The organism is Methylobacterium gnaphalii, assembly GCF_007992215.1.
Taxonomy (GTDB): domain Bacteria; phylum Pseudomonadota; class Alphaproteobacteria; order Rhizobiales; family Beijerinckiaceae; genus Methylobacterium; species Methylobacterium gnaphalii.
Genome location: NZ_BJZV01000001.1, coordinates 341,657 through 363,751, shown reverse-complemented (window position 1 = coordinate 363,751; position 22,095 = coordinate 341,657). Strand labels below are relative to the sequence as shown.

The following is a 22,095-nucleotide window of genomic DNA, read 5'->3' as shown; positions in this document are numbered from 1 at the left end:
GCGAGAACCCGGAATGACGGTGAGAGGTGCTGGCCGCCCTAACTCACCTCCACCTGCACAACCCCGGGCACCGCCCGCAGCGCTCCGGCGACCTGCGGACCGGCTTGATATTTGCCCGGCAGTTTCACCTCGACCTCGCGCTCGCCGCCGTCGAGGATCAGGATCAGCGAGACTTCCCCCTCGCCGCGCATGGTCAGGCGCTGCTGTACCGATCCGATCGGACGGTCGTCGCGCAGGAAGATGCGCATGCCCTTCTGGTGCTTGGCCACCGCCGCATCGAGGGGCTCGGCGGTGGTGATGCGGGCGCGAACGTCCTCGCCTTCGAGGTTGGCCTGAAGCGTCAGCACCAACGGCTTTCCGGGCTCCAGGATGTCCCGGTAGTGGACCAGCCCCTCCTGGAAGATGATCGCCTCGAAGTGGCCGGTGCGGTCCGAGAGCGTGACGATGCCCATCTTGTTGCCGCTCTTGGTACGGCGCTCGGCGCGGTCGAGCACGGAGGCTGCGACGCGGCCGAAACCGCCGCCATTGGCGCGCACCGACTGGCAGAACTCGGCCCAGCTCTGGACGCGCAGCTTCTGCAGGAGGTCGCCGTACTCGTCGAGCGGGTGGCCCGAGAGGAAGAAGCCGATGGCGTCGTATTCGCGCTTGAGCGTGTCGGCCGTCGGCCAGAGCTCGTGGCTGGGGATGCGCAGCTCCACGCCGCTCGCCGCGACGCCGCCGAACATATCGTCGATGCCGGTGCTCTCGGCCTCGGCCGCGCCCTGCGCCATCTTCATCATCGGCTCGACGGCGGCCCAGGCATGGGAACGGTCGGGCTCGATGCAGTCGAGCGCGCCGGCAGCGATCAGCGCCTCCAGGGTGCGCTTGTTGACGTGGCGCGGATTCATGCGCCGAGCGAGGCAGGCGAGATCCTTGAAGGGCCGGTCGCCGCGCGCCTCGACCAGGGACTCGACGGCGGCGCGGCCGACGCCCTTGATCGCGGCGAGCGCGTAATAGATCCGGCCCTCGCGCACCTCGAAGGTGACACCCGACTCGTTGATCGAGGGCGGCACCACGGTGATCTTGAGGCGCTGCGCGTCCTGCCGGAACTCGGCGAGCTTGTCGGTGACGTCCATGTCGAGGTTCATCGCGGCGGCGAGGAACTCGACCGGATAGTTCGCCTTGAGGTAGCCGGTCTGGTAGGTCAGCAGCGCGTAGGCCGCCGCGTGGCTCTTGTTGAAGCCGTAATCGGCGAACTTGGCGAGCAGGTCGAAGATCTCGTTGGCCTTGGCCTTGGTGAGGTCGCGCTCGACGCAGCCCTTCACGAAGCGCTCGCGCTGGGCGTCCATCTCCGCGCGGATCTTCTTGCCCATGGCGCGGCGGAGCATGTCGGCCTCGCCGAGCGAGTAGCCGGCGAGCACCTTGGCGATCTCCATCACCTGCTCTTGGTAGACGATGATGCCGAAGGTCTCCTTCAGCACCGGCGCGATCTTCTCGTGCGGGTACCAGGCCGCCTCGTTGCCGGCGTCGCGACCGAGCTTGCGCTCGCAATAGACCGGGATGTTGGCCATCGGGCCCGGGCGGTAGAGCGCGACGAGGGCGATGATGTCCTCGAAGCGGTCGGCCTGCATCTCGACCAGCGCCTTGCGCATGCCGGCGGATTCCACCTGGAACACGCCGACCGTCTCGCCCCGGCCCATCGGCGCGTAGGTGCTCTTGTCGTCGAGGGGGAGCGAGGCGAGGTCGATATGGATGTCGCGCTGCTTCAAGAGATCGGTGCAGCACCTGAGCATCGTCAGGGTCTTGAGACCGAGGAAGTCGAACTTCACGAGGCCGGCCTGCTCAACCCACTTCATGTTGAACTGGGTCACCCGCATGCCCGTCTTCGGGTCTCGGTAGAGCGGGACGAGCTGCTCGAGCGGGCGGTCGCCGATCACCACGCCGGCCGCGTGGGTCGAGGCGTGGCGGTGCAGGCCCTCGAGCTTTTTCGCAATCTCCATGAGGCGGGCCACGATGGGCTCCTCCTCGATGGCCGATTGCAGCTTCGGCTCACCCTCGATGGCCTGGGCCAGCGTGACCGGGTTGGCCGGGTTCTGCGGCACGAGCTTGGTCAGTTTGTCGACCTGGCCGTAGGGCATTTCGAGCACGCGGCCGACATCGCGCAGCACGCCGCGGGCGAGCAGCGTACCGAAGGTGATGATCTGCGCGACCTGCTCCTCGCCGTAACGCTCCTGCACGTAGCGGATGACGCGCTCGCGGCCCTCGACGCAGAAGTCGATGTCGAAGTCCGGCATCGAGACGCGTTCGGGATTGAGGAAGCGCTCGAAGAGCAAACCGAAGCGCAAGGGGTCGAGGTCGGTGATCAGCAGCGACCAGGCCACCACCGAGCCGGCGCCCGAGCCGCGGCCCGGCCCGACGGGAATGTCGTGGTCCTTGGCCCATTTGATGAAGTCGGAGACGATCAGGAAGTAGCCCGGAAACTTCATCCGGGTGATCACGTCGAGCTCGAAGGCGAGGCGCGTGCGATAATCGTCCTCGGTGAAGCCCGGCGCGGTGCCGTGCTGCTTCAAGCGCAGCTCCAGCCCGGCCTCGGCCTGCCGGCGCAGCTCGGTCGGTTCATCGGCCGCCACCGGCTCGGGCACGGTGCTGGCGGCATCCGCGATGGCGTCGGCCATGTTCGGTGTCTCACCGGCCGCGACCCGCGAAAAATTCGGCAGGATCGGCTTCTGCGTGCGCACGCGGACGGCGCAGCGCATCGCGATCTCGACGGTCGCGGTGAGCGCCTCCGGCAGATCGGCGAACAGAGCCTTCATGTCTGCCCGCGACAGGAAGGCATGTTTCGGGGTCAGCCGGCGGCGGCGCTCGTCGGAGACGACGCGACCTTCGGCGATGGCAAGCAGCGCGTCGTGCGCGTCGTAATCGGCGGATTTCGAGAAGAACGGCTCGTTGGCCGCCACCAGTCCGAGGCCGTGCCGATCGGCGAGGCCGATCAGCTCACGCTCGATCATGCGCTCGTCGTCGAGTCCGTGGCGCTGCAGCTCGACGTAGAGGTTCTCCTCGCCGAAGGCCTCCTTGAGCCGGGTGAGCCGGCGCAGGGCGAGCTCGGCCTTGCCGGCCCGCAGGGCGGAGTCGAGCGGTCCGCTGCCGCCGCCGGTCAGCGCGATCAGCCCCGCGCTGGACTCACGCAGGGCTTCGGCCATCACGCGGGGCGGCTCGCCGAGGGGCACGTCGAAATAGGCCCGGCTCGCCAGCCGAAGCAGGTTGCCGTAGCCGGCAGCGTCCTGCGCCAGCAGCACGAGGTTGCCCGTGCCGGCCGTGGAGCCGCGCACCTTCGGGTCGGGCTCCTCGAAACAGACCGTGAGCTGTATCCCCGCGATCGGCTGCAGCCCCGAGCCGGCGGCCTTCTCCGAGAATTCGAGGGCGCCAAACAGGTTGTTCGTGTCGGTGAGCGCCAGGGCCGGCTGCCGGTCCGCGACCGCCGCCTTCACCAGATCGGCGACCTTCAGGGCACCTTCGAGCAGGGAATAGGAGGAATGGACATGGAGGTGGACGAAGCCGACCTCCTTCAACACGCGCGCCATGAGAAGCCTTCGTTGCGGCCGGCCACCATCGGCGAGTCTGCGCCGAGGGTCGATGCGGCCGGAGGGCTTTGGACTCGATATCCACCGCGCGTGCTCCTGCGGCATCTGCGCCTGGGCTGGGCCTTCCCGTCAGCATACGCGCGAACGCATTCCGCTGTGGACGGATCTTCGGCGGAAACCCTTGGTCAGTGGATCGGGGTCAAGGCTACGACCCAGAGACCGATCGCACCCGAGAAAAGGCTGAATGCCGTGAACTCGACCAGGCTGGTGAGAAGCTTGTTCCGGATCATGACTGCGCTTGCTCCCGTTTGATGGAGCGATTTTTGTTCTTGCTTTGTTCTGTGTAAAGCCTGTGGGCGAGGCGATGTCGGGCTGTGGTTAACGATGGCAGCGCCAGCGTTCGCCGAACCGGCCGCTCTGCCGCTCGGTTCGTCATATGATTGCGGCAACCGGCACGTTCTGGCTGCGCACACCGCTCGACATGGTGATATTGGACTACAGTCAGATCATTGGACGCGGCGCAAAGTAGCGTCGTCACGCATGCGTGCTTAGGGTCGGTACCGCGCCCGAGCGACAGAGAGCACCCCTCATGGCATCCGTCCGCAAACCCGAGAGAGCAGCCCAACCGGCTCTGCAATCCGCTCTGAATGCCTGCGGCTTCGTCGGCACCTGGGAGACCGATCTCGAGACCAAAACGGTCTATCCGTCCGGAGCCTTCGCCGGCCTGATCGGCGTCGACGACGAGGCCGCACAAGCGGGCATCTCGCTGGACACTTTCTTCGAGGGCGTGCACCCGGAGGACCGGGAGCGCGTCTGCGATGCCGTGACGGTCGCGCACCGGACGGCCGGCCGCTTCGAGTCCCAATTTCGCATGATCGGCGGCACCGGGACCTATCGTTGGGTAGCGGCGCGCGGACAGGTGGAGAAGGACGAGGAGGGCCGAGGCTTCCGTTGCCTTGGCGTCGCCGTCGATGTCACCGATACGCGGGGCGACGGCAAATGGCAGGGTCCCGATGCGATCCGGGTCATCAACCACCTGCTGGACTCGGTGCTCGCAGCACGCATCGCAATCACCTCGCTTGGTACGCCGATCCTCAAGAACCTGATCGACATGCTCCTCATCGAGTTGCAGCGGGAACTGAAGGTCAGGACGCGCCCGCCGGGTGATCAGCGGCTGCAGTGAGCCGCAACACGTCCGTATTCCGGTCATTTCTCGGCTGAAATCGACCCATCCGGCATCCTTGGCGCGCCGCAGCGAGCATCGGGGAGCGCTGGTCGGGCGCAGACCCGCACAGTCGCGTATCAGCCATTGGAACGTTCGACCTCAAGACTGCGTGAGTAATCCCAAAGCTGGCCTGGATTGAAGGCGCCTCCCCACCTCGCAATCCATGCCAGGGGCAGTCGCGATATTGTTGGCCGGACCTAGCTAGTGCCCGCACCATTTCAGTTGTACAAAACTGAGCTTCCAGCAATCTGAAGCCATCGCGTCGCGCAGGAGTCCCGGATGACCGGTGGGAACGGCAAGCCCTCACTCGATTGGATCTCGCGCCCGGACTGGGCTCGCGGTGAGACTGAGAGCCTGAATACGAATGCGACCGCGGCGAATGACGGCGATCTGTCGTTCTCGACAGAGGCCCGGATGGCGCACGAGCTCGTATCGCTGTTCCTCACCATCACTGATGAAGGCACGCGCGAGCGCTGCCTCGCCTTCGTCCGCGAACAGGCCGACGGCAGCGCGGAGTAAACGCGGCCGGCGACCGAACTCCCCGCCCCGACCAAGCGGCGTTCAGAGAGAGAGCGTCAGTCGATCTGCTCTATCAGCCCGTCCCGGATGGTCACCCGGCGGTCCATGCGCGAGGCGAGATCCATGTTGTGGGTCGCAATCAGCGCCGCGAGGCCCGAGGCCCGCACCAGCGACAGCAGAATCCCAAAGACATGGCCCGCGGTCTGCGGATCGAGGTTGCCGGTCGGCTCGTCGGCCAAGAGGAGGCGCGGTCCATTGGCCACGGCGCGGGCGATGGCGACACGCTGCTGCTCGCCGCCCGACAGCTCGGCCGGGCGGTGCGTCATGCGCTCGCCGAGGCCGAGGAAGCTCAGCAGCTCCGCCGCGCGCGTGCGCGCCTCACCGCGTCCGAGGCCGCGGATGAGCTGGGGCATCACCACGTTCTCCTGCGCCGAGAACTCGGGCAGCAGGTGGTGGAACTGGTAGACGAAACCCATCTCCTCGCGACGGATGCGGGTGCGCTCGGCATCGGACATGGCCGAGGTCGGCCGACCGCCGATGAAGACCTCGCCGCCATCGGGCCGCTCCAGCAGGCCGGCGACGTGCAGCAGCGTCGACTTGCCGGTGCCCGACGGTGCCACCAGCGCGACAAGCTCCCCCGGCCAGATCGCGAGGTCGGCGCCCCGCAGGATCTCGAGCGCGCCTTTGGCCTGCGTGTAGCGCCGCTCGACGCGGGCGAAGAACAGTGCAGGCACCGGCTGTGCGCCGGCCGCCGCTTCGGTGGCCATGGTGGTCGGTCCGTGTTCAGCCATATCGTAGCGCCTGCACCGGATCGGTCCGGGCGGCGCGCCAGGAGGGATAGAGGGTCGCCACGAGGGCGAGCGCGATCGAGGTCAGCACGATCGTCGTGACCTCGCCGGTGTTCATCTCGGCCGGGATCTCGGCGAGGAAGCGCACCGTCGGGTCCCAGGCGCCGGGGAAGAGCGTGCGCTGGATCGGCTTGATGTTCAGCGTGAAGACCACGCCGAGCACCAGCCCGGCGAGGCTGCCGACGATGCCGATGAGCGCGCCGTTCAGCAGAAACACGCGCATGATCGTGCCTGGCGTCGCGCCCATGGTGCGCAGGATGGCGATGTCGCTCGACTTGTCCTTCACCAGCAGGATCAGGCCGGAAATGATGTTCAGCGTCGCCACGATCACGATGAGGTTGAGGATCAGGAACATCACGTTCCGCTCCACCTCGAGCGCGCCGAAGAAGGTGCGGTTGCGCTGGCGCCAGTCGGTGAGCAGCACCGGGCGCTCTGCCGCCATCTCTAGGTCGCTGCGCAGCTCGGCCACGGAATCGGCATTGTCGAGATAGATCTCGATATGGCTGACGTCGCCCTCGCGGTTGAAGAAGGCCTGGGACTCGGTCAGCGGCATGAACACGAAGGTCTGGTCGAACTCGGTCATGCCGATCTCGAACACCGCCTTGACCGTGTAGGTTTTCTGCCGCGGCGCCGTGCCGAACGGCGTGGTCGCCCCCTTCGGCGTCGAGAGGGTGATCTGGTCGCCGGATTGCAGCCCGAGGCTGTCGGCGAGCCGCGCACCGATGGCGACGCCGGTGCCGTCGTCGAAGCCGTGCAGCGTGCCGCTCTTCAGGTTCTTCGAGACGGTAGCGATCTTGTCGAGATCCTCAGCCCGAACGCCGCGCACCAGCACGCCGCTGCCGCCATAGGGCGAGGAGGCGAAGGCCTGCCCCTCGACGAGGGGGATCGCCGAGCGCACGCCGGCCACCTTCTCCAGGCGGTCGGCGAGGTCGGCGTAATCGGTGAGCGCGCGATCGATCGGCGTGACGAAGACATGGCCGTTGAGGCCGACGATCTTCGAGAGCAGCTCGGAGCGGAAGCCGTTCATCACCGAGAGCACGATGATGAGGTTCGCGACGCCGAGCGCAATGCCGATCACCGAGAACAGAGCCACCACGGAGACGCCGCCGCCACGGCGACGCGCGCGCAGGTAGCGCAGAGCGATCATCCACTCGAAGCCGCAGAAGGGCAGCGTCGCGCCCTTCCCGAGCCCGCCGGCGAACCGCTTCACACGCCCGGCGAGCCCCGCCGCTCCCTCCATCGTCAATCCCGCCACGTGATGATCCGCCTCGTCCTGGTCATGAGAGCCGTCATCCGAGGCGGCAAGGATCGACACCGGCTCCGCCGGCCCTTGACCCATGGCAGGGGAAACGCTGCAACATTGTGGCCACCGAGGCCGAACCGTTTCTTTTTGTCACTCTGGGGCAGTCCTGCCACCAATGCCGCTCCTCGCGCTGACATGCTCGCGAAGCGAGCCTCGAAGCACGATCGACCGCCCCGCCATCCTTCAAGCGTGGTCGGGACGGTTTCCCGGATCAGAGTCGCTTCAGCCGGGAGACCAGATCGACCGGCGCGATCAGCTCGCGCTCGCCGGTAGCGCGGCGCTTCAGTTCCACTTTGCCGTCGGCGAGCCCCTTCGGCCCGACGATCACCTGCCAGGGCAGACCGATCAGGTCGGCGGTCGCGAATTTCGCGCCGGGCCGCTCGTCGCGATCGTCGTAGAGCACGGTGAGGCCCGCGGACTGGAGCTCGCTCTCGATCTCGGCGCAGGCCGCGTCGACCGCAGCGTCACCGACCTTGAGGTTGATCAGCGCGACGTCGAAGGGCGCAACGGAATCCGGCCAGATGATACCGGCCTCGTCGTGGCTCGCCTCGATGATCGCAGGCACCAGACGGCTCGGCCCGATGCCGTAGGAGCCCATATGCACGGGCACTTCCTTGCCGTCGGGACCGGTGACCACGGCCTTCATGGGCGCCGAGTACTTCGTGCCGAAATAGAAGATGTGGCCGACCTCGATGCCGCGCGCGGACATGCGCGCCTCCTCCGGCACCTCGGCGAAGACCGCCTCGTCGTGCATCTCGTCCGTGGCCGCGTAGTGCGAGGTCCAGGAATCCACCGTGCCCTGCAGCCCTGGGATATCGTCGAAGTCGATGTTGGCGGCCGGGATCTCGAAATCGAGATAGGCGCGGTCGCAGAACACCTCGCTTTCGCCGGTCTGGGCGAGGATGATGAACTCGTGGCTGAGATCGCCGCCGATCGGGCCCGTATCGGCCCGCATCGGGATGGCGCGCAGGCCCATCGCCGCGAAGGTGCGCAGGTAGGCGACGAACATCTTGTTGTAGGCGTGCCGTGCGCCGGCCTGGTCCAGATCGAAGGAATAGGCATCCTTCATCAGGAACTCGCGCGAGCGCATGGTGCCGAAGCGCGGGCGCACCTCGTCCCGGAACTTCCAGGAGATCTGGTAGAGGTTCTTCGGAAGATCCTTGTACGACCGTGCGCTCGCCCGGAAGATCTCGGTGACGACTTCCTCGGCGGTCGGACCGTAGAGGATGTCTCGGTCGTGCCGATCCTTGATGCGCAGCATCTCCTTGCCATACGCCTCGTAGCGGCCGGACTCGCGCCAGAGATCGGCCGACTGAATGGTCGGCATCAGGATCTCGATGGCGCCCGAGCGGTTCTGCTCTTCGCGGATGATCGCGCAGACCTTGTCCAGCACGCGAAGGCCGAGTGGCAGCCAGGCATAGATACCAGCGGCTTCCTGGCGGATCAGCCCGGCACGCAGCATCAGGCGGTGCGAGACGATCTCGGCTTCCTTGGGCGTCTCGCGGAGCGTCGGCAGGAAGTAGCGGGTGAGACGCATCGAAGGCCTATACTGAGCGGTCGCGGCGCCGGGCGAGCCCCGAAACGCGCGAGCGCACACAACACAAGGCACCCTGAAAAGACAAGCGTTCTTGGGATACGGCCGAGGCAGAACGCCGGACCGGTCGGTGCTGCAGGCATTCGGTTCGACGAGCCCGGCCGCAACCATTGGAGCAGAGTGTCGCGGTTTGAGCAAAAAAACGCAGCATAACGCTCTACCCCCCGTGACAGACGGAAATGTTCTTCCTATAAGCACCGCCGTGATGGTCGCAGCCCTACTTGTGGCAGCGCACGGTCCGAGTCTCGGGAGGAACAAACAGCCGCCACGTCGCAAGAAGAACGTGAGAAAATATAGGCTGGACGACTTTTTATTGCTCAAAAGCAAGGCTCAGTGCCTTGCTTTTTTATTTGGACGCTCTGCCCGCCACTCGGCAGATCGGGCCGCTACGCTCCCGGGCAAGCTCTTGGCGCAGATGGGCGAAGGCGCAGCCGGCAACGCAGGGCTGCCAGGCGACCGAGGCGAAAGCGTCACCTTCCCCCGGCGCCACCGTATTCTCCCGACCGAGGGGTGCGGCCCCTATCGAAAGTGTCGAAATCGCTCTCGCGTCTGCCACTCAACGATGGGGCGAGCGGCGGCGTTGCGGTGAGCCAGTCAGCCCTCGATCGAGAGCCGGCGCATGCCGGCCGCGATGGCAGCCGCCGATCCTGGGTTGAACCCTTGTGCGAGCGTCGCGGCCCGCCAGGCCGCAATGTCAGCGTCGCGCCGTTCGCGGTAAGTGGTCTCGTCCCAGGCGTCGCGCAGGTCCAGTCCGGCCCGTGCCAGCTGAGTGAGGAGGCGATCGGGCCGGAGCACGCTGATCCCGCGTACCAGATCCGGGCGGCCCGAGGGCTGGAGGCCGTGGATCATGCCACGCAGGGCGTGGATGTAGGTCAGCGAGCGGGCGCGTGGCCGCAGTGCCTCCGAGGCGAGCCGCGTCCAGCGCCGACGCGCGATCACGACGATGTCGGCCCGCAGACGCCCGAGCAGTTGCAGCCCGTGCAGCGCCGAGCCCTCGGAGAAGATCAGGGTGCGCGCCTGCCGGTAGATCGTCAGCTGCTCGGTGAGGGAGAGGTCCTCGGGATGGATGATCCTGACGCCACGCGCGGCCAGAAGCTCCTCGATGTAGGATTCTCCCGCGATCTCGCCGGCCAGGAAGATCCGGCTCTGCCGGAGCCGCGAGCGCGAGACGTAGACTTGGTTGCCCTCATCCCCCGGCTCCGCACCTCCGACCACGGCGTCCATGAGATCCAGATGCCGGGCACTCGGCCCGAAGCCGCCGCGTCGCTCGGCCTGCGGGAAGACGTGGAGCCGGCGCACCAGCACCGGCTCACGCACCATCAAGACACGCGCGCGGTCGACCTGCAGATGGTCGAGCATTTGCCAGAAGAAGGGCGGCGGATCGAGGCCGTCGGTGAGCAGCATGGCGAACAGCAGCGGCTGCGTCGGGTCCGCATGGGCCGACTGGGCGATGCGCATCCCGAAATCCGCGACGGCATGCCCGAAATGGAACGAGATCGGCCCGCACCACGTCGCCGTATCGAGCGTTCCGCTCGGCACCGGCATGGTCCGCGGCCGGGCGTCTTTCGGCCAGGGCGTAAGACCGGTCGCGTGCCGCGCGCGGATCTGCAGGGCGTAGTTCGGCCAGATCGGGCCGCCGTGGAACATGGCCCCCCGGTGGAAGGACTCGATCGGCGCGACGACGACGTTCTCGAAGGTTTTTCGCGCGCGCAGCAGGTCGGGAAAGGGGCCCGTACCGGCACGCGCCTCGCTCAGTGCCGACACGCTAGAGCCGCGCGAGCGGGAAGACAACGAGGGCGATAAAGAACGCGAAGGCCGCAGCAACGGTGGTCAGGAGCGCCTTCTCCCGCAGCCGCGGGCGGGCCGGAGCCCCCGGATCCTGCCCCCGCACGACCCGGCTCGGGTCGGTCTCTGCTTGGTTGCCCAGCGGCAGTACCGCGAACAGGAAGGTCCACCACAGCACGAAGAACAGCGCCAGTGCGCCGAACACGGTGAGGTCGAAACCCTTCACCGCCACCGCCGTGATGGCCGCGATCGCAAGGACGAGGACGGCGAGGGTTCTCACCGTCGAGGAGGCGACCGACAGAAACAGCGCCTTCACGGGCTCAGACCTGCTCCAGCTCGACCAGCGTGCCGAGGAAGTCCTTGGGATGCAGGAAGATCACAGGCTTGCCGTGGGCGCCGATCTTGGGCTCGCCCGTGCCGAGCACGCGGGCGCCCTGCGCCGTCATCCTGTCACGGGCAGCGATGATGTCGTCGACCTCGTAACAGACGTGGTGGATGCCACCGGCGGGGTTCTTGTCGACGAAGCCCTGGATCGTCGAGTTCTCGCCGAGCGGGGACATTAGCTCGACCTTCGAGTTCGGCAGCTCGACGAAGACCACGGTAACGCCGTGCTCGGGCTGCGGCAGCGGCTCGGTGACCTTCGCGCCAAGGGTATCGCGATAGATCGCGGTCGCCGCGTCGAGGTCCTTCACAGCGATGGCGACGTGGTTGAGCCGGCCGATCATGTGTCTGCTCCCGTAGAAATTGTCCTTGGCCTGTTCCTACCGTCATTGCGAGCCGAAGGCGAAGCAATCCAGGGCCGCACCTGCAACGGTCGGCGCTTTGGCCTTGGATGGCTCCGCTCACGCTCGCAATGATGGCGAGAGGTCTTCGGTCAGACCTCCACCACCTGTACGTGGCAGGCAGGCTTCTTGCCCCAGACGTCGTTCATCGCCGAACGGATCGCGCGGTCGACGGCGTTCTCGACTGCCTCGGAGTCGCGGCGCTTGCCCGGAGACAAACCCGCAAGCGTGCGCGACACGGTCTCCGCCACGGTGTCGATCAACGCCTCGCCGCCGCGGCCGCGATTGGGCAGGCCCATGATGTCGACGGCCGGGGTGCCGAGCACGGTGCCGCGCGCGTCGATGGCAATGGCCACCGAGACCACGCCGGCCTGGGCGAGCTTGCGCCGCTCGGGGATCGCGCGGTCCTTCGCGTCGATTAGGACGTTGGCGTCTTTGTAGAGGCGGCCGGCGCGGACATGCTCGATCACCTCGGGCTTGCCGGGCGCCAGACGGATCAGGCTGCCGTTGCGGGCCTTCACCACCGTCTCGACGCCCTGAGCGCGGGCAAAACGGGCATGCTCGTCGAGGTGGAGCGCCTCGCCATGCACCGGGATCGCGGCCTTCGGGCGCGTCCATTCGTACATCGACACCATCTCGTCGCGGCGCGGATGGCCCGAGACGTGAACGAGCTCGGTGCGATCGGTGATGACCTCGACGCCCATCTCGATCAGGTCGTTGATGATGGCGCCGACGTCGCGCTCGTTGCCAGGGATGGCGCGCGAGGAGAAGATGACGCGGTCGCCAGCCGTCAGCGACACGGCCGGATGGTCCTCACGGGAGACGCGGGCCATCGCCGCCCGAGCCTCGCCCTGCGAACCGGTGAGCAGGCAGACCACCTTCTCGCGTGGGAGGTGGCTGAACGAGTCGCCAGGGAGAATGTCCGGCACACCGTCGAGGTAGCCGCATTCCTTCGCGACGTCGATCACCCGGTCCATGGCGCGGCCCACCGCCAGCACCTGGCGTCCGCAGGCCTGCGCGGCTTCGGCCACGGCACGGATGCGGGCGACGTTGGAGGCGAAGGTTGTCACTGCCACGCGGTGCGGCGCTTCCTCGATCAACCGCTTCAGGGTCGCCGCGACCTCGGACTCGCTCGGGGAACGGCCCTCACGCACGACATTGGTGGAGTCGCAGACGAGCGCCAGGATGCCCTCGTCTCCGAGCGCGCGGAAGGCCTCGGGCGAGGTGGTGTCGCCGGCAACCGGGGTGTCGTCGAGCTTCCAATCGCCCGTATGCAGCACGAGGCCATGCTCGGTGCGGATGGCGACGGCGTTCGACTCGGGGATGGAGTGCGAGACCGGCACGAATTCGATCTCGAACGGGCCGAGCGTGAGGCGCTGGCCAGGGGTAATCTGCTTCAGCACCACCTTCGGCGCGCCCGGCTCCGAGAGGCGCCGCGTCTCGAGCAGCTGCTTGGCGAAGCGCGTGGCGTAGACTGGCGCCTTCAGCTTCGACCACAACTCGCTCACGGCACCGATATGGTCCTCGTGCGCGTGCGTGATGAAGATGCCGAGCAGATCCTGCTTGCGCTCCTCGATAAAGGTGAGGTCCGGGAACATCAGCTCGATGCCCGGCAGACCTTCCTCACCGGCGAAACCCATGCCCAGATCGACCATGATCCATTTGCGGCTCTTCTCGGGACCGATCCCGTAGAGCGCCGCGTTCATGCCGATCTCGCCCACGCCGCCGAGCGGCACGAAGACGAGCTCGTCCTGCCGTGAAGTCATATTGCTTTCAGTCCAACATCAGGCCGCCGTCGCGGCACCTCCGAAATGCACCTCACCCGCCGTCACGGTATGCGTTTGTCCGTCCGGGGCGAGGATCATGAGCCGCCCCCCCTCGTCGATTCCATCGTGAAGACCGTGGAGCGTCCTGTCGGGCAGACGCACCGTCACGGGCGCCCCGATCCCGGCGGCGCGCTGAAGCCAGCGCTGCCGGACGTTCGAAAATCCGCGCCCCTTGTTCCAGATCCGGGCCGCTTCCACAAACCGGCATGACAGCGCAGCGAGCACGTCCGCCGCATCCGCGTCACAACCCAGCGCAGCAAGGGATGTCGCCGCATACGGCAATCCGTCCGGCGCCGCCAGCACGTTGACGCCGAAACCAATCACCACCGCACGCTTGCCTGCCCCTTCGAGCAGGATGCCGGCAAGTTTCTCGCCATGGGCAAGGACGTCGTTCGGCCATTTCAGGCGGAACACCTCGCCCGTCGCACCACCCTGAGGTGGTGGGCGGGCACAGGACGCCGCAACGTCGTCCAGCGCGCTCACTAGCGCCAGCCCGGCGACGAAACCGAGCGTCGCCACATGTTCCGGCGCCACGCCCGCAACCGGGTAGAGCAGGCTTGCGGCGAGGTTGCCCTCCGGCGAGAACCAGGCCGCCCCGCGACGACCCCTGCCCTCGCTCTGGCGATGAGCCGCGATCCAAAGGAGCCCGGTCTCGCTGCCTTGCGCTTGCGCGAGGGCCTCGGTGTTGGTCGAGCCGAGGGTATCGTGGGCGTGCAGCCGGTGCCCCGCCTCGCGCGCCTCGGGGCTCAGGCGGAAGCCCATGCTCCACCTCCCGTCATTCCGGGGCCGCACAGCGGAACCCGAAATCCTCGACTGGGCGAGCCATCCTGAGGAGATCGCACGCCTCCGGCAAATCCCCCCAGGTGCGGGTTCTTGCCCTCGGCGAGTCCCGGAATGACGAGCGCAGGGCGCGTCAACTCTAGAACAGCGACTTCGCGGCCGCCCCCGCTGCAGCCACCAGCGGCGCCGGCACCAGGAAGAACAGCACCACGACGGCGCTCGACAGGCCGAGCACGATCCGCAGCCCCGGACTCATCGGCTCGTAGGGCGCCTGCGGCTCATCGAAGTACATCACCTTGACGAGGCGCAGATAGTAGAAGGCGCCCACGACGCTGGTGACCACGCCGATCACGGCGAGCGTGACGAGGCCCGCCTTGATGGCGGCGGCGAAGACGTAGAACTTCGCGAAGAAGCCGGCGAGCGGCGGGATGCCAGCGAGCGAGAACATCATCGCAGCGAGGCTGAAGGCCAGCCACGGATGCGTGCGCGAGAGCCCCGACAGGTCGTCGATTGTCTCGAACATCTGGTTCTTGCGGCGCAGGGCCAGCAGCACCGCGAATCCGCCGAGCGTCGTCGCGAGATAGATCAGCATGTAGACGACGACGCCGCGGATGCCCTCCTCGGAGCCGGCCGCGAGGCCGATCAGCGCGTAGCCGACATTGCCGATCGAGGAATAGGCGAGCAGGCGCTTGATGTTCCGCTGGCCGATGGCTGCGAAGGAGCCGAGCGCCATCGAGGCAATCGAGACGAAGATGATGATCTGCTGCCAGATCGCGGTGACGTCCGGGAAGGCACCGATGAAGACGCGCACCGTCATCGCCATGGCGGCCATCTTCGGCGCGGAGGCGAAGAAGGCGGTCACCGGCGTCGGCGCGCCCTCGTAGACGTCCGGCGTCCACATGTGGAACGGTACGGCCGCGAGCTTGAAGCAGACGCCGGCGGCGATGAACACGATGCCGAGCACGATACCGAGGCCGGTCGAGTCGGCGTTCAACGCGGTGACGATGCCCGGGAAGGAGACAGTCCCGGTGAAGCCATAGACCAGCGAGGCGCCGTAGAGGAGCATGCCGGAGGAGAGCGCACCGAGCACGAAGTACTTCAGGCCCGCCTCCGTCGACTTCACGTCGTCGCGGTGGAAGGCGGCGATGACGTAGGCGGCGAGCGATTGCAGCTCGAGGCCGAGATAGAGCGAGATCAGGTCGTTGGCCGAGGCCATGACCATCATGCCGATCGTGCAGAGCAGGATCATCACCGGATACTCGAACCGGTCGATGCGCTCACGCTGGAAGTAGTCCCGCGAGAGCAGGATCGTCGCCGCCGATCCGATGAGGATCAGGGCCTTCATGATCCGCGAGAAGTTGTCGGAGATGAAGGCGCCCGACAGGGTCGTGATCTTGCCGTGGCCGGAGACCACCACGAAGAAGGTTAGGATCAACAGGATCAGCGCGCCGACATTGACGCCCTCGACGGAACGGTCGCCGCGGAAGGCGCCGTACATCAGGAGCGCCATCGCCCCGAGCGCCATCATGATCTCGGGCAGCAGCGGGCCGATCGTCGGCATCACGGAATGCAGATGGGTCATCGCGCTGCGATCTCGGCCTTGCCCGCGGCCGCGCGCTCGGCGGCCTGCGTGTTGGACAGGGATGTCTTCATGCTGGTCATCAGCGCCTCGGTAGAGGGCGCGAAGGCATCGAGGATCGGCGAGGGATGCACGCCGTACCAGATCGTCAGCGCGACCAGCGGCGCGATGATGATCTTCTCACGCAGGTCGAGGTCGAGGATGCCCTGGAGGTTCGGCTTCTCGAGCTTCCCGTAGATCACGCGGGCATAGAGCCAGAGCGCGTAGCCGGCCGAGAGGATGATGCCGAAGACCGAGAAGAAGGCGACCATCGGGTTCGCCCGGAAGGCGCCCATCATCGACAGGAACTCGCCGACGAAGCCCGAGGTGCCCGGCAGGCCGACATTGGCCATGGTGAAGACCATCATCGCTGCTGCGTAGAGCGGCATGCGTTTCACGAGGCCGCCATAGGCCGCGATCTCGCGGGTGTGCATCCGGTCGTAGACCACGCCGACGCAGAGGAAGAGCGCGCCCGACACGATGCCGTGCGAGATCATCAGGAACAGCGCGCCCTGGATGCCCTGCTCGTTCAGCGTGAACAGGCCGAGCGTCACGAAGCCCATATGGGCCACCGACGAGTAGGCGATCAGCTTCTTGATGTCGGTCTGCATCATCGCGGTGAGCGAGGTGAAGATGATCGCGATCACCGAGAGCGCGAACACGAAGTTCGCGAAATAGGCACTCGCATCCGGCAGCATCGGCAGCGAGATCCGGATGAAGCCGTATCCACCCATCTTCAGCAGGATGCCGGCCAGGATGACCGAGCCTGCGGTGGGCGCCTCGACGTGCGCGTCGGGAAGCCAGGTATGGACCGGCCACATCGGCATCTTCACCGCGAAGGAGGCGAAGAAGGCGAGCCACAGCCAGGTCTGCATGTGGACCGGGAAGCGGTGCGTCAGCAGGGTCGGGATGTCGGTGGTGCCGGCCTCCCAGTACATCGCCATGATGGCGAGCAGCATCAGCACCGAGCCGAGCAGCGTGTAGAGGAAGAACTTGAAGCTCGCGTAGATACGCCGCTTGCCACCCCAGATGCCGATGATGAGGAACATCGGGATCAGGCCTGCCTCGAAGAACAGGTAGAACAGCACCAGGTCGAGGGCGCAGAACACGCCGATCATCGTCGTTTCCAGCACCAGGAAGGCGACGAAGTACTCCTTCACGCGGGTCTCGACCGAGAGCCACGAGGCCCCGATGCAGAACGGCATCAGGAAGGTCGTCAGCAGGATCAGCGGCATCGAGAAGCCGTCGACGCCGAGCTTGAACCTGATGGTCTCGGCCAGCCAACCATGCGTCTCGACGAGCTGGAAGCTCGGGCTCGCGATGTCGTAGCGCGACCAGGCAGCCAGCGAGAGCAGGAAGGTGACGACCGTCGTGATCAGCGCCGCCCAGCGGGCGTTGCGCTTCACGGCCTCGGTCTCCTCACCCAGGGTGAGGATAAAGGCCGCGCCGCAGAGCGGGACGATCAGGAGACCGGAGAGGATCCCGAGGCCGAGCATCAATGGGCTCCCCCGGCGGCGCCGGTCAGCATGTACCAGGTGATCAGGCCGGCGACGCCGACCAGCATGACGAAGGCGTAGTGGTAGACGTAGCCGGTCTGCAGACGCACGACGCCGCGGGTGACGTCGACCACGCGGGCCGAGATGCCGTCGGGGCCCATCCCGTCGATGATGCGGCCGTCACCCTCCTTCCAGAGGAAGAGGCCGAACTTCTTGGCCGGGCGGACGAAGATCGCGTCGTAGATCTCGTCGAAGTACCACTTGTTGAGCAGGAATTGGTACAGGCTCGGCTGCTGCCGGGCGAGCTGACCGGGCAGTTCAGGCCGGCGGATATACATCCAGAAGGCCAGCACGAAGCCCAACGTCAGCATGATGAACGGCGAGAGCGAGACCCAGCCGGGCGCCTCGTGGATCTTGTGCATGATGTGGTTCTCGGAATGCGCCAGGGTATGGCCCCAGAACGCCTCCATGTCGTGCCCGATGAACCGCTCCTTGAAGATTAGGCCGGCGAAGAGCGCGCCGAAGGCGAGGATCGCCAGCGGCAGCGTCATCACGATCGGGCTCTCATGCGGCGTGTGCGCGTGATGCTCGTCGTGGTGCTCGAGCGCGCTGTGCGAGGCGGGCTCGATGTCGTGGCCCTTGTCGTCGTGGGCGACGCCCTCGTGGTGGCCCGGTGCGCCGTCGGCGGCATGAGACGAGGCGGCGTGCGCATGCGCGTCGACATGAGCATGGTCGTCATGCCCGTGTGCGCCGTGCTGCGTGGCCCAACGGGCCGGCCCCTCGAAGGTCAGGAAGAACAGGCGCCAGGAATAGAACGAGGTCATCAGCGCGGCGATCACGGTGGCGAGGAACGCCAACACGTGGCCCGGGCGGTCGGACATGTAGGCCGCCTCGATGATCGCGTCCTTCGAGTAGTAGCCGGCCGTATAGGGGAAGCCGATCAGCGCGAGGGTGCCGATCGTCATCATCGCCGTGGTGAAGGGGATGAATTTGCGCAAGGCACCCATGTTCCGCATGTCCTGCTCGTGGTGCATCGCGTGGATGACCGAGCCGGCCCCGAGGAACAGCAGCGCCTTGAAGAAGGCGTGGGTGAAGAGGTGGAACACGCCGGCCGAGTAGGCGCCGACGCCGAGCGCCACGAACATGTAGCCGAGCTGCGAGCAGGTCGAGTAGGCGATGACCCGCTTGATGTCGTTCTGCACGAGGCCGACCGTCGCCGCGAAGAAGGCGGTGATCGCGCCGATCACGGTGACGACCGAGAGGGCGACGGGTGCCAGCTCGAAGAGCGGCGACAGCCTTGCGACCATGAAAACGCCGGCGGTGACCATGGTGGCTGCGTGGATCAACGCCGAAACCGGGGTCGGGCCTTCCATCGCGTCCGGCAGCCAGGTGTGCAGCAGGAACTGCGCCGACTTGCCCATGGCGCCCATGAAGAGCAGCAGGCAGGTGAGCGTCAGGGCGTTCCAGTCGTAGCCGAGGAAGTGGAAGGTCGCGTCCTTCAGCTCCGGTGCCTTCGCAAAGATCGCGTCGAAGGAGACCGAGCCGGTCAGCACGAAGACCAGGAAGATGCCGAGTGAGAAGCCGAAATCGCCGACGCGGTTGACGATGAAGGCCTTCATCGCGGCGGCATTGGCCGAGGGCTTCTCGTACCAGAACCCGATCAGCAGGTAGGAGGCGAGGCCAACGCCTTCCCAGCCGAAGAACATCTGCACGAGGTTGTCGGCCGTCACCAGCATCAGCATGGCGAAGGTGAACAGCGACAGATAGGCGAAGAAGCGCGGCCGGTGAGGATCCTCCTCCATGTAGCCGATGGAGTAGATGTGCACGAGGGTCGAGACGGTAGTGACGACCACCAGCATCACGCAGGTCAGCGTGTCGACCTTGAAGGCCCAGTCGACCGTCAGGTCGCCGGCAGCGAACCACTGCGCCACCTGTACGCGCTCGGCATGGCCGTGCTCGCCGGTCACCAGGAAGAACGCGCCCCAGGCGAGCAGACAGGCGAATGCGAGGCAGCTCGTCGTGACGTACTCGCTCAGTCGCGCGCCGATATAGCGCCCGAACAGGCCGGCGATGAGCGCGCCGATCAGGGGGAAGAAAACAATGGCGTGATACATGGTTCTGTGCGGCCTCGCAGCAGGCGGACGAAGGAGCGACCGGGGCGGGTCAACCCTTCATCATGCTCACGTCCTCGACGGCGATGGAGCCGCGGTTCCGGAAGAAGACGACCAGGATGGCGAGGCCGATGGCGGCCTCGGCCGCGGCCACGGTCAGCACGAAGAGCGCGAAGACCTGGCCGGTGATGTCGTCGAGATGGGTCGAGAACGCCACCAGGTTGATGTTCACGGCGAGCAGGATCAGCTCGACAGACATCAGGATGACGATGACGTTCTTGCGATTGATGAAGATGCCGAGCACGCCGAGCGTGAACAGGATCGCGGCAACCGTGAGGTAGTGGCTGAGGCCGATCATGGTGCTTAGACCTCCACGCCCTGACGCGAGGGCACCTTGCGGTTCTCCACCGCCATGCCCTGCGTGCGCGCATTCTGGACGGCGATGTTTTGGCGCTTGACGCCGGGCCGGTCGCGCAGCGTCAGCACGATGGCGCCGATCATCGCGACGAGCAGCACCAGGCCGGCGATCTGAAAGAAGTAGGCGTAGTCGGTGTAGAGCACGCGGCCGAGCGCCTGGGTGTTGGTCAGCGCCTCGCTCGCGGCGGTCTGGCCGATCGGCGTGCGCACGATGCCCGGATCGATCGCCCAGGAGCCGACGACGAGAATCAGCTCGATCGCGAAGATCGCGCCGATCAGGCCGCCGATCGGCAGGTATTGCTGGAAGCCCTGGCGAAGTGCGGCGAAGTCCACGTCGAGCATCATCACGACGAACAGGAAGAGCACCGCCACCGCGCCGACATAGACGACCACCAGGATCATCGCGAGAAACTCGGCGCCCATCAGCACGAAGAGGCCCGCCGCGTTCACGAAGGCGAGGATCAGGAAGAGCACCGACGTCACGGGGTTGCGTGCGGCGATCACCATGAATCCGCTGGCGATCGCGAAGCCTGCGAACAGGTAGAAGAAGGCGGCGGCTGCGGTCATGCGGTGATCAGGTCAGCCGCTGAAACAGCGGCTCCTTCTGCCTTGAAGCCAACGGCCGGCGGGAGGCGGGCCGTCTATAGAACTCGGGTCTGCGGCGCACAACCGGCGCGCCGCGGGGCATCAGCGGTAAGGCGCGTCCGCCGCGAGGTTGCGCGCGATCTCGCGCTCCCAGCGGTCGCCGTTATCGAGCAGCTTCTGCTTGTCGTAGAGCAGCTCCTCGCGGGTCTCGACGGAGAACTCGAAGTTCGGCCCCTCGACGATGGCATCCACCGGGCAGGCCTCCTGGCACATGCCGCAATAGATGCACTTCACCATGTCGATGTCGTACCGGGTCGTGCGGCGCGTGCCGTCGTTGCGGCGCGGGCCGGCCTCGATGGTGATGGCCTGGGCCGGGCAGATCGCCTCGCAGAGCTTGCAGGCGATGCAGCGCTCTTCGCCGTTGGGGTAGCGGCGCAGGGCGTGCTCGCCCCTGAAACGCGGCCCGCGATGGCCCATTTCGAAGGGGTAGTTGATCGTGGCCTTCGGCTTGAAGAAGTACTTCATGGCGAGGACGAACCCCGACACGAACTCCTTCAGCAGGAGACCTCTGGCGACCTGATCGAGCTTCATGCTCGGATCTCCGATACTTCTGCGGTCATGCCCCCGGCGCGAGGCCGGTGAGCTTGAGGACGAAGGCGACGACGATGACCGAGATCAGCGAGAGCGGAAGGAAGACCTTCCAGCCCAGCCGCATGAGCTGGTCGTAGCGATAGCGGGGCACCATGGCCTTCACCATGGCGATCATGAAGAACAGGAAGCTCGCCTTCAGCGTGAACCAGATCAGGCCCGGCACCCAGGTGAAGGGTGCGAAGGGGATCGGCGAGAGCCAGCCGCCGAGGAACAGTACGGTTCCGAGCGCGCACATGGTCATGATCGCCACGTACTCGCCGAGCATGAACAGCAGGTACGGCGTCGAGGAATACTCGACCATGTAGCCCGCGACGAGTTCCGACTCGGCTTCCGGCAGGTCGAAGGGTGGGCGGTTCGTCTCGGCGAGCGCCGAGATGAAGAACACCACGAACATCGGGAACAGCCAGAGCCAGTACCAGCCGAAAAGGCCAAGCGAGGTGTCCTGCGCCATGACGATGCGCGAGAGGTTCAGCGAACCGGCGCAGAGCAGCACACATATGATCACGAAGCCGAGCGAGACCTCGTAGGAGATCATCTGCGCGGCGGAGCGCAGCGCTCCGAGGAAGGCGTATTTCGAGTTCGACGCCCAGCCGCCCATGATGACGCCGTACACGCCGAGCGAGGAGATCGCGAAGATGTAGGTGATGCCGACATTGATGTCGGCGATGGCCCAGCCGTCAGCGAGCGGAATCACCGCCCAGCTCGCCAGCGCCAGGGTTGCGAACACCATCGGGGCCAGCAGGAAGATCGCCTTGTTGGCGCCGGCCGGGATCACCGGCTCCTTGATCACGAACTTGATCAGGTCGGCGAAGGACTGGAACAGGCCGAAGGGACCGACCACGTTCGGGCCGCGGCGGAGCTGCACCGCCGCCCAGATCTTGCGGTCGGCGAGCAGCGCGAAGGCGATGAAAACGAGCAGCGCCGAGAGCATCACGAGGCTCTTCAGCGCGGTCAGCGCAACGAGGCAGAAGGTTTCCCAGAAGGTCATGGGGTCC

The 22,095-nt window shown here is 66.4% G+C and carries 18 protein-coding genes; 2 read left to right on the top strand and 16 right to left on the bottom strand.

The genetic code is table 11. The annotated features are described in order from the left end of the window. Window positions 1-38: 38 nt before the first annotated feature. Window positions 39-3,560: a DNA polymerase III subunit alpha gene (dnaE, locus tag MGN01_RS01680; protein WP_147044824.1), complete on the bottom strand. Its 3,522-nt coding sequence runs from the start codon at window positions 3,558-3,560 to the stop codon at window positions 39-41. A 589-nt stretch (window positions 3,561-4,149) separates the two neighbouring features. Here dnaE and MGN01_RS01675 point away from each other — a divergent pair. Further along, complete coding sequence (locus tag MGN01_RS01675) at window positions 4,150-4,743, top strand: PAS domain-containing protein (RefSeq protein WP_147044823.1); 594 nt, start codon at window positions 4,150-4,152, stop codon at window positions 4,741-4,743. Window positions 4,744-5,064: 321 nt separating this feature from the next. After that, the gene (locus tag MGN01_RS01670; protein ID WP_147044822.1) at window positions 5,065-5,304 is read left to right on the top strand and encodes a hypothetical protein; all 240 of its coding nucleotides are present in this window, start codon (window positions 5,065-5,067) and stop codon (window positions 5,302-5,304) included. 56 nt (window positions 5,305-5,360) lie between these two features. Here the strand turns inward: MGN01_RS01670 and MGN01_RS01665 are convergent, their stop codons facing one another. The 15 genes from MGN01_RS01665 to nuoH all read right to left on the bottom strand — a co-directional run bounded on the left by MGN01_RS01665 (window position 5,361) and on the right by nuoH (window position 22,088). Further along, the gene (locus MGN01_RS01665) at window positions 5,361-6,071 is read right to left on the bottom strand and encodes an ABC transporter ATP-binding protein (protein ID WP_147044821.1); all 711 of its coding nucleotides are present in this window, start codon (window positions 6,069-6,071) and stop codon (window positions 5,361-5,363) included. Window positions 6,072-6,087: 16 nt separating this feature from the next. Continuing rightward, on the bottom strand, window positions 6,088-7,392 hold the full coding sequence (locus MGN01_RS01660) for a lipoprotein-releasing ABC transporter permease subunit (protein WP_147044894.1): 1,305 nt from the start codon (window positions 7,390-7,392) through the stop codon (window positions 6,088-6,090). Window positions 7,393-7,666: 274 nt separating this feature from the next. Continuing rightward, the gene (gene proS / locus MGN01_RS01655; protein ID WP_147044820.1) at window positions 7,667-8,992 is read right to left on the bottom strand and encodes a proline--tRNA ligase; all 1,326 of its coding nucleotides are present in this window, start codon (window positions 8,990-8,992) and stop codon (window positions 7,667-7,669) included. A gap of 651 nt (window positions 8,993-9,643) precedes the next feature. Then, complete coding sequence (locus MGN01_RS01650) at window positions 9,644-10,813, bottom strand: glycosyltransferase 61 family protein (RefSeq protein ID WP_147044819.1); 1,170 nt, start codon at window positions 10,811-10,813, stop codon at window positions 9,644-9,646. 1 nt (window position 10,814) lies between these two features. After that, complete coding sequence (locus MGN01_RS01645; RefSeq protein ID WP_373319174.1) at window positions 10,815-11,114, bottom strand: DUF1467 family protein; 300 nt, start codon at window positions 11,112-11,114, stop codon at window positions 10,815-10,817. Between the two features lie 40 nt (window positions 11,115-11,154). After that, window positions 11,155-11,559, bottom strand: a complete 405-nt coding sequence (gene mce, locus MGN01_RS01640; RefSeq protein ID WP_147044818.1) for a methylmalonyl-CoA epimerase — start codon at window positions 11,557-11,559, stop codon at window positions 11,155-11,157. 149 nt (window positions 11,560-11,708) lie between these two features. Then, window positions 11,709-13,382 carry a ribonuclease J gene (locus MGN01_RS01635; protein WP_147044817.1) on the bottom strand — a complete coding sequence of 558 codons (1,674 nt, stop codon included), beginning with the start codon at window positions 13,380-13,382 and terminating at the stop codon, window positions 11,709-11,711. A gap of 18 nt (window positions 13,383-13,400) precedes the next feature. Further along, entirely contained in the window at window positions 13,401-14,204 is an 804-nt protein-coding gene (locus tag MGN01_RS01630) for a biotin--[acetyl-CoA-carboxylase] ligase (RefSeq protein WP_147044816.1), read from the bottom strand. Between the two features lie 157 nt (window positions 14,205-14,361). Continuing rightward, window positions 14,362-15,804 carry an NADH-quinone oxidoreductase subunit NuoN gene (gene nuoN / locus MGN01_RS01625; protein ID WP_147044815.1) on the bottom strand — a complete coding sequence of 481 codons (1,443 nt, stop codon included), beginning with the start codon at window positions 15,802-15,804 and terminating at the stop codon, window positions 14,362-14,364. After that, a complete protein-coding gene (locus MGN01_RS01620) occupies window positions 15,801-17,336 on the bottom strand; it encodes an NADH-quinone oxidoreductase subunit M (protein WP_147044814.1) in 1,536 nt (511 codons plus the stop codon). Before MGN01_RS01620 ends, nuoN begins: the two co-directional genes overlap by 4 nt. Then, complete coding sequence (gene nuoL / locus MGN01_RS01615) at window positions 17,336-19,450, bottom strand: NADH-quinone oxidoreductase subunit L (RefSeq protein WP_147044813.1); 2,115 nt, start codon at window positions 19,448-19,450, stop codon at window positions 17,336-17,338. Before nuoL ends, MGN01_RS01620 begins: the two co-directional genes overlap by 1 nt. A gap of 49 nt (window positions 19,451-19,499) precedes the next feature. Beyond that, on the bottom strand, window positions 19,500-19,805 hold the full coding sequence (gene nuoK, locus MGN01_RS01610; RefSeq protein ID WP_147044812.1) for an NADH-quinone oxidoreductase subunit NuoK: 306 nt from the start codon (window positions 19,803-19,805) through the stop codon (window positions 19,500-19,502). Window positions 19,806-19,810: 5 nt separating this feature from the next. Further along, window positions 19,811-20,431 (bottom strand): NADH-quinone oxidoreductase subunit J, encoded by a 621-nt coding sequence (locus MGN01_RS01605; RefSeq protein WP_147044811.1) that lies wholly within the window; start codon window positions 20,429-20,431, stop codon window positions 19,811-19,813. Window positions 20,432-20,551: 120 nt separating this feature from the next. Further along, on the bottom strand, window positions 20,552-21,040 hold the full coding sequence (gene nuoI / locus MGN01_RS01600; protein ID WP_147044810.1) for an NADH-quinone oxidoreductase subunit NuoI: 489 nt from the start codon (window positions 21,038-21,040) through the stop codon (window positions 20,552-20,554). Between the two features lie 25 nt (window positions 21,041-21,065). Continuing rightward, entirely contained in the window at window positions 21,066-22,088 is a 1,023-nt protein-coding gene (nuoH, locus tag MGN01_RS01595; RefSeq protein WP_147044809.1) for an NADH-quinone oxidoreductase subunit NuoH, read from the bottom strand. Window positions 22,089-22,095 lie beyond the last annotated feature (7 nt).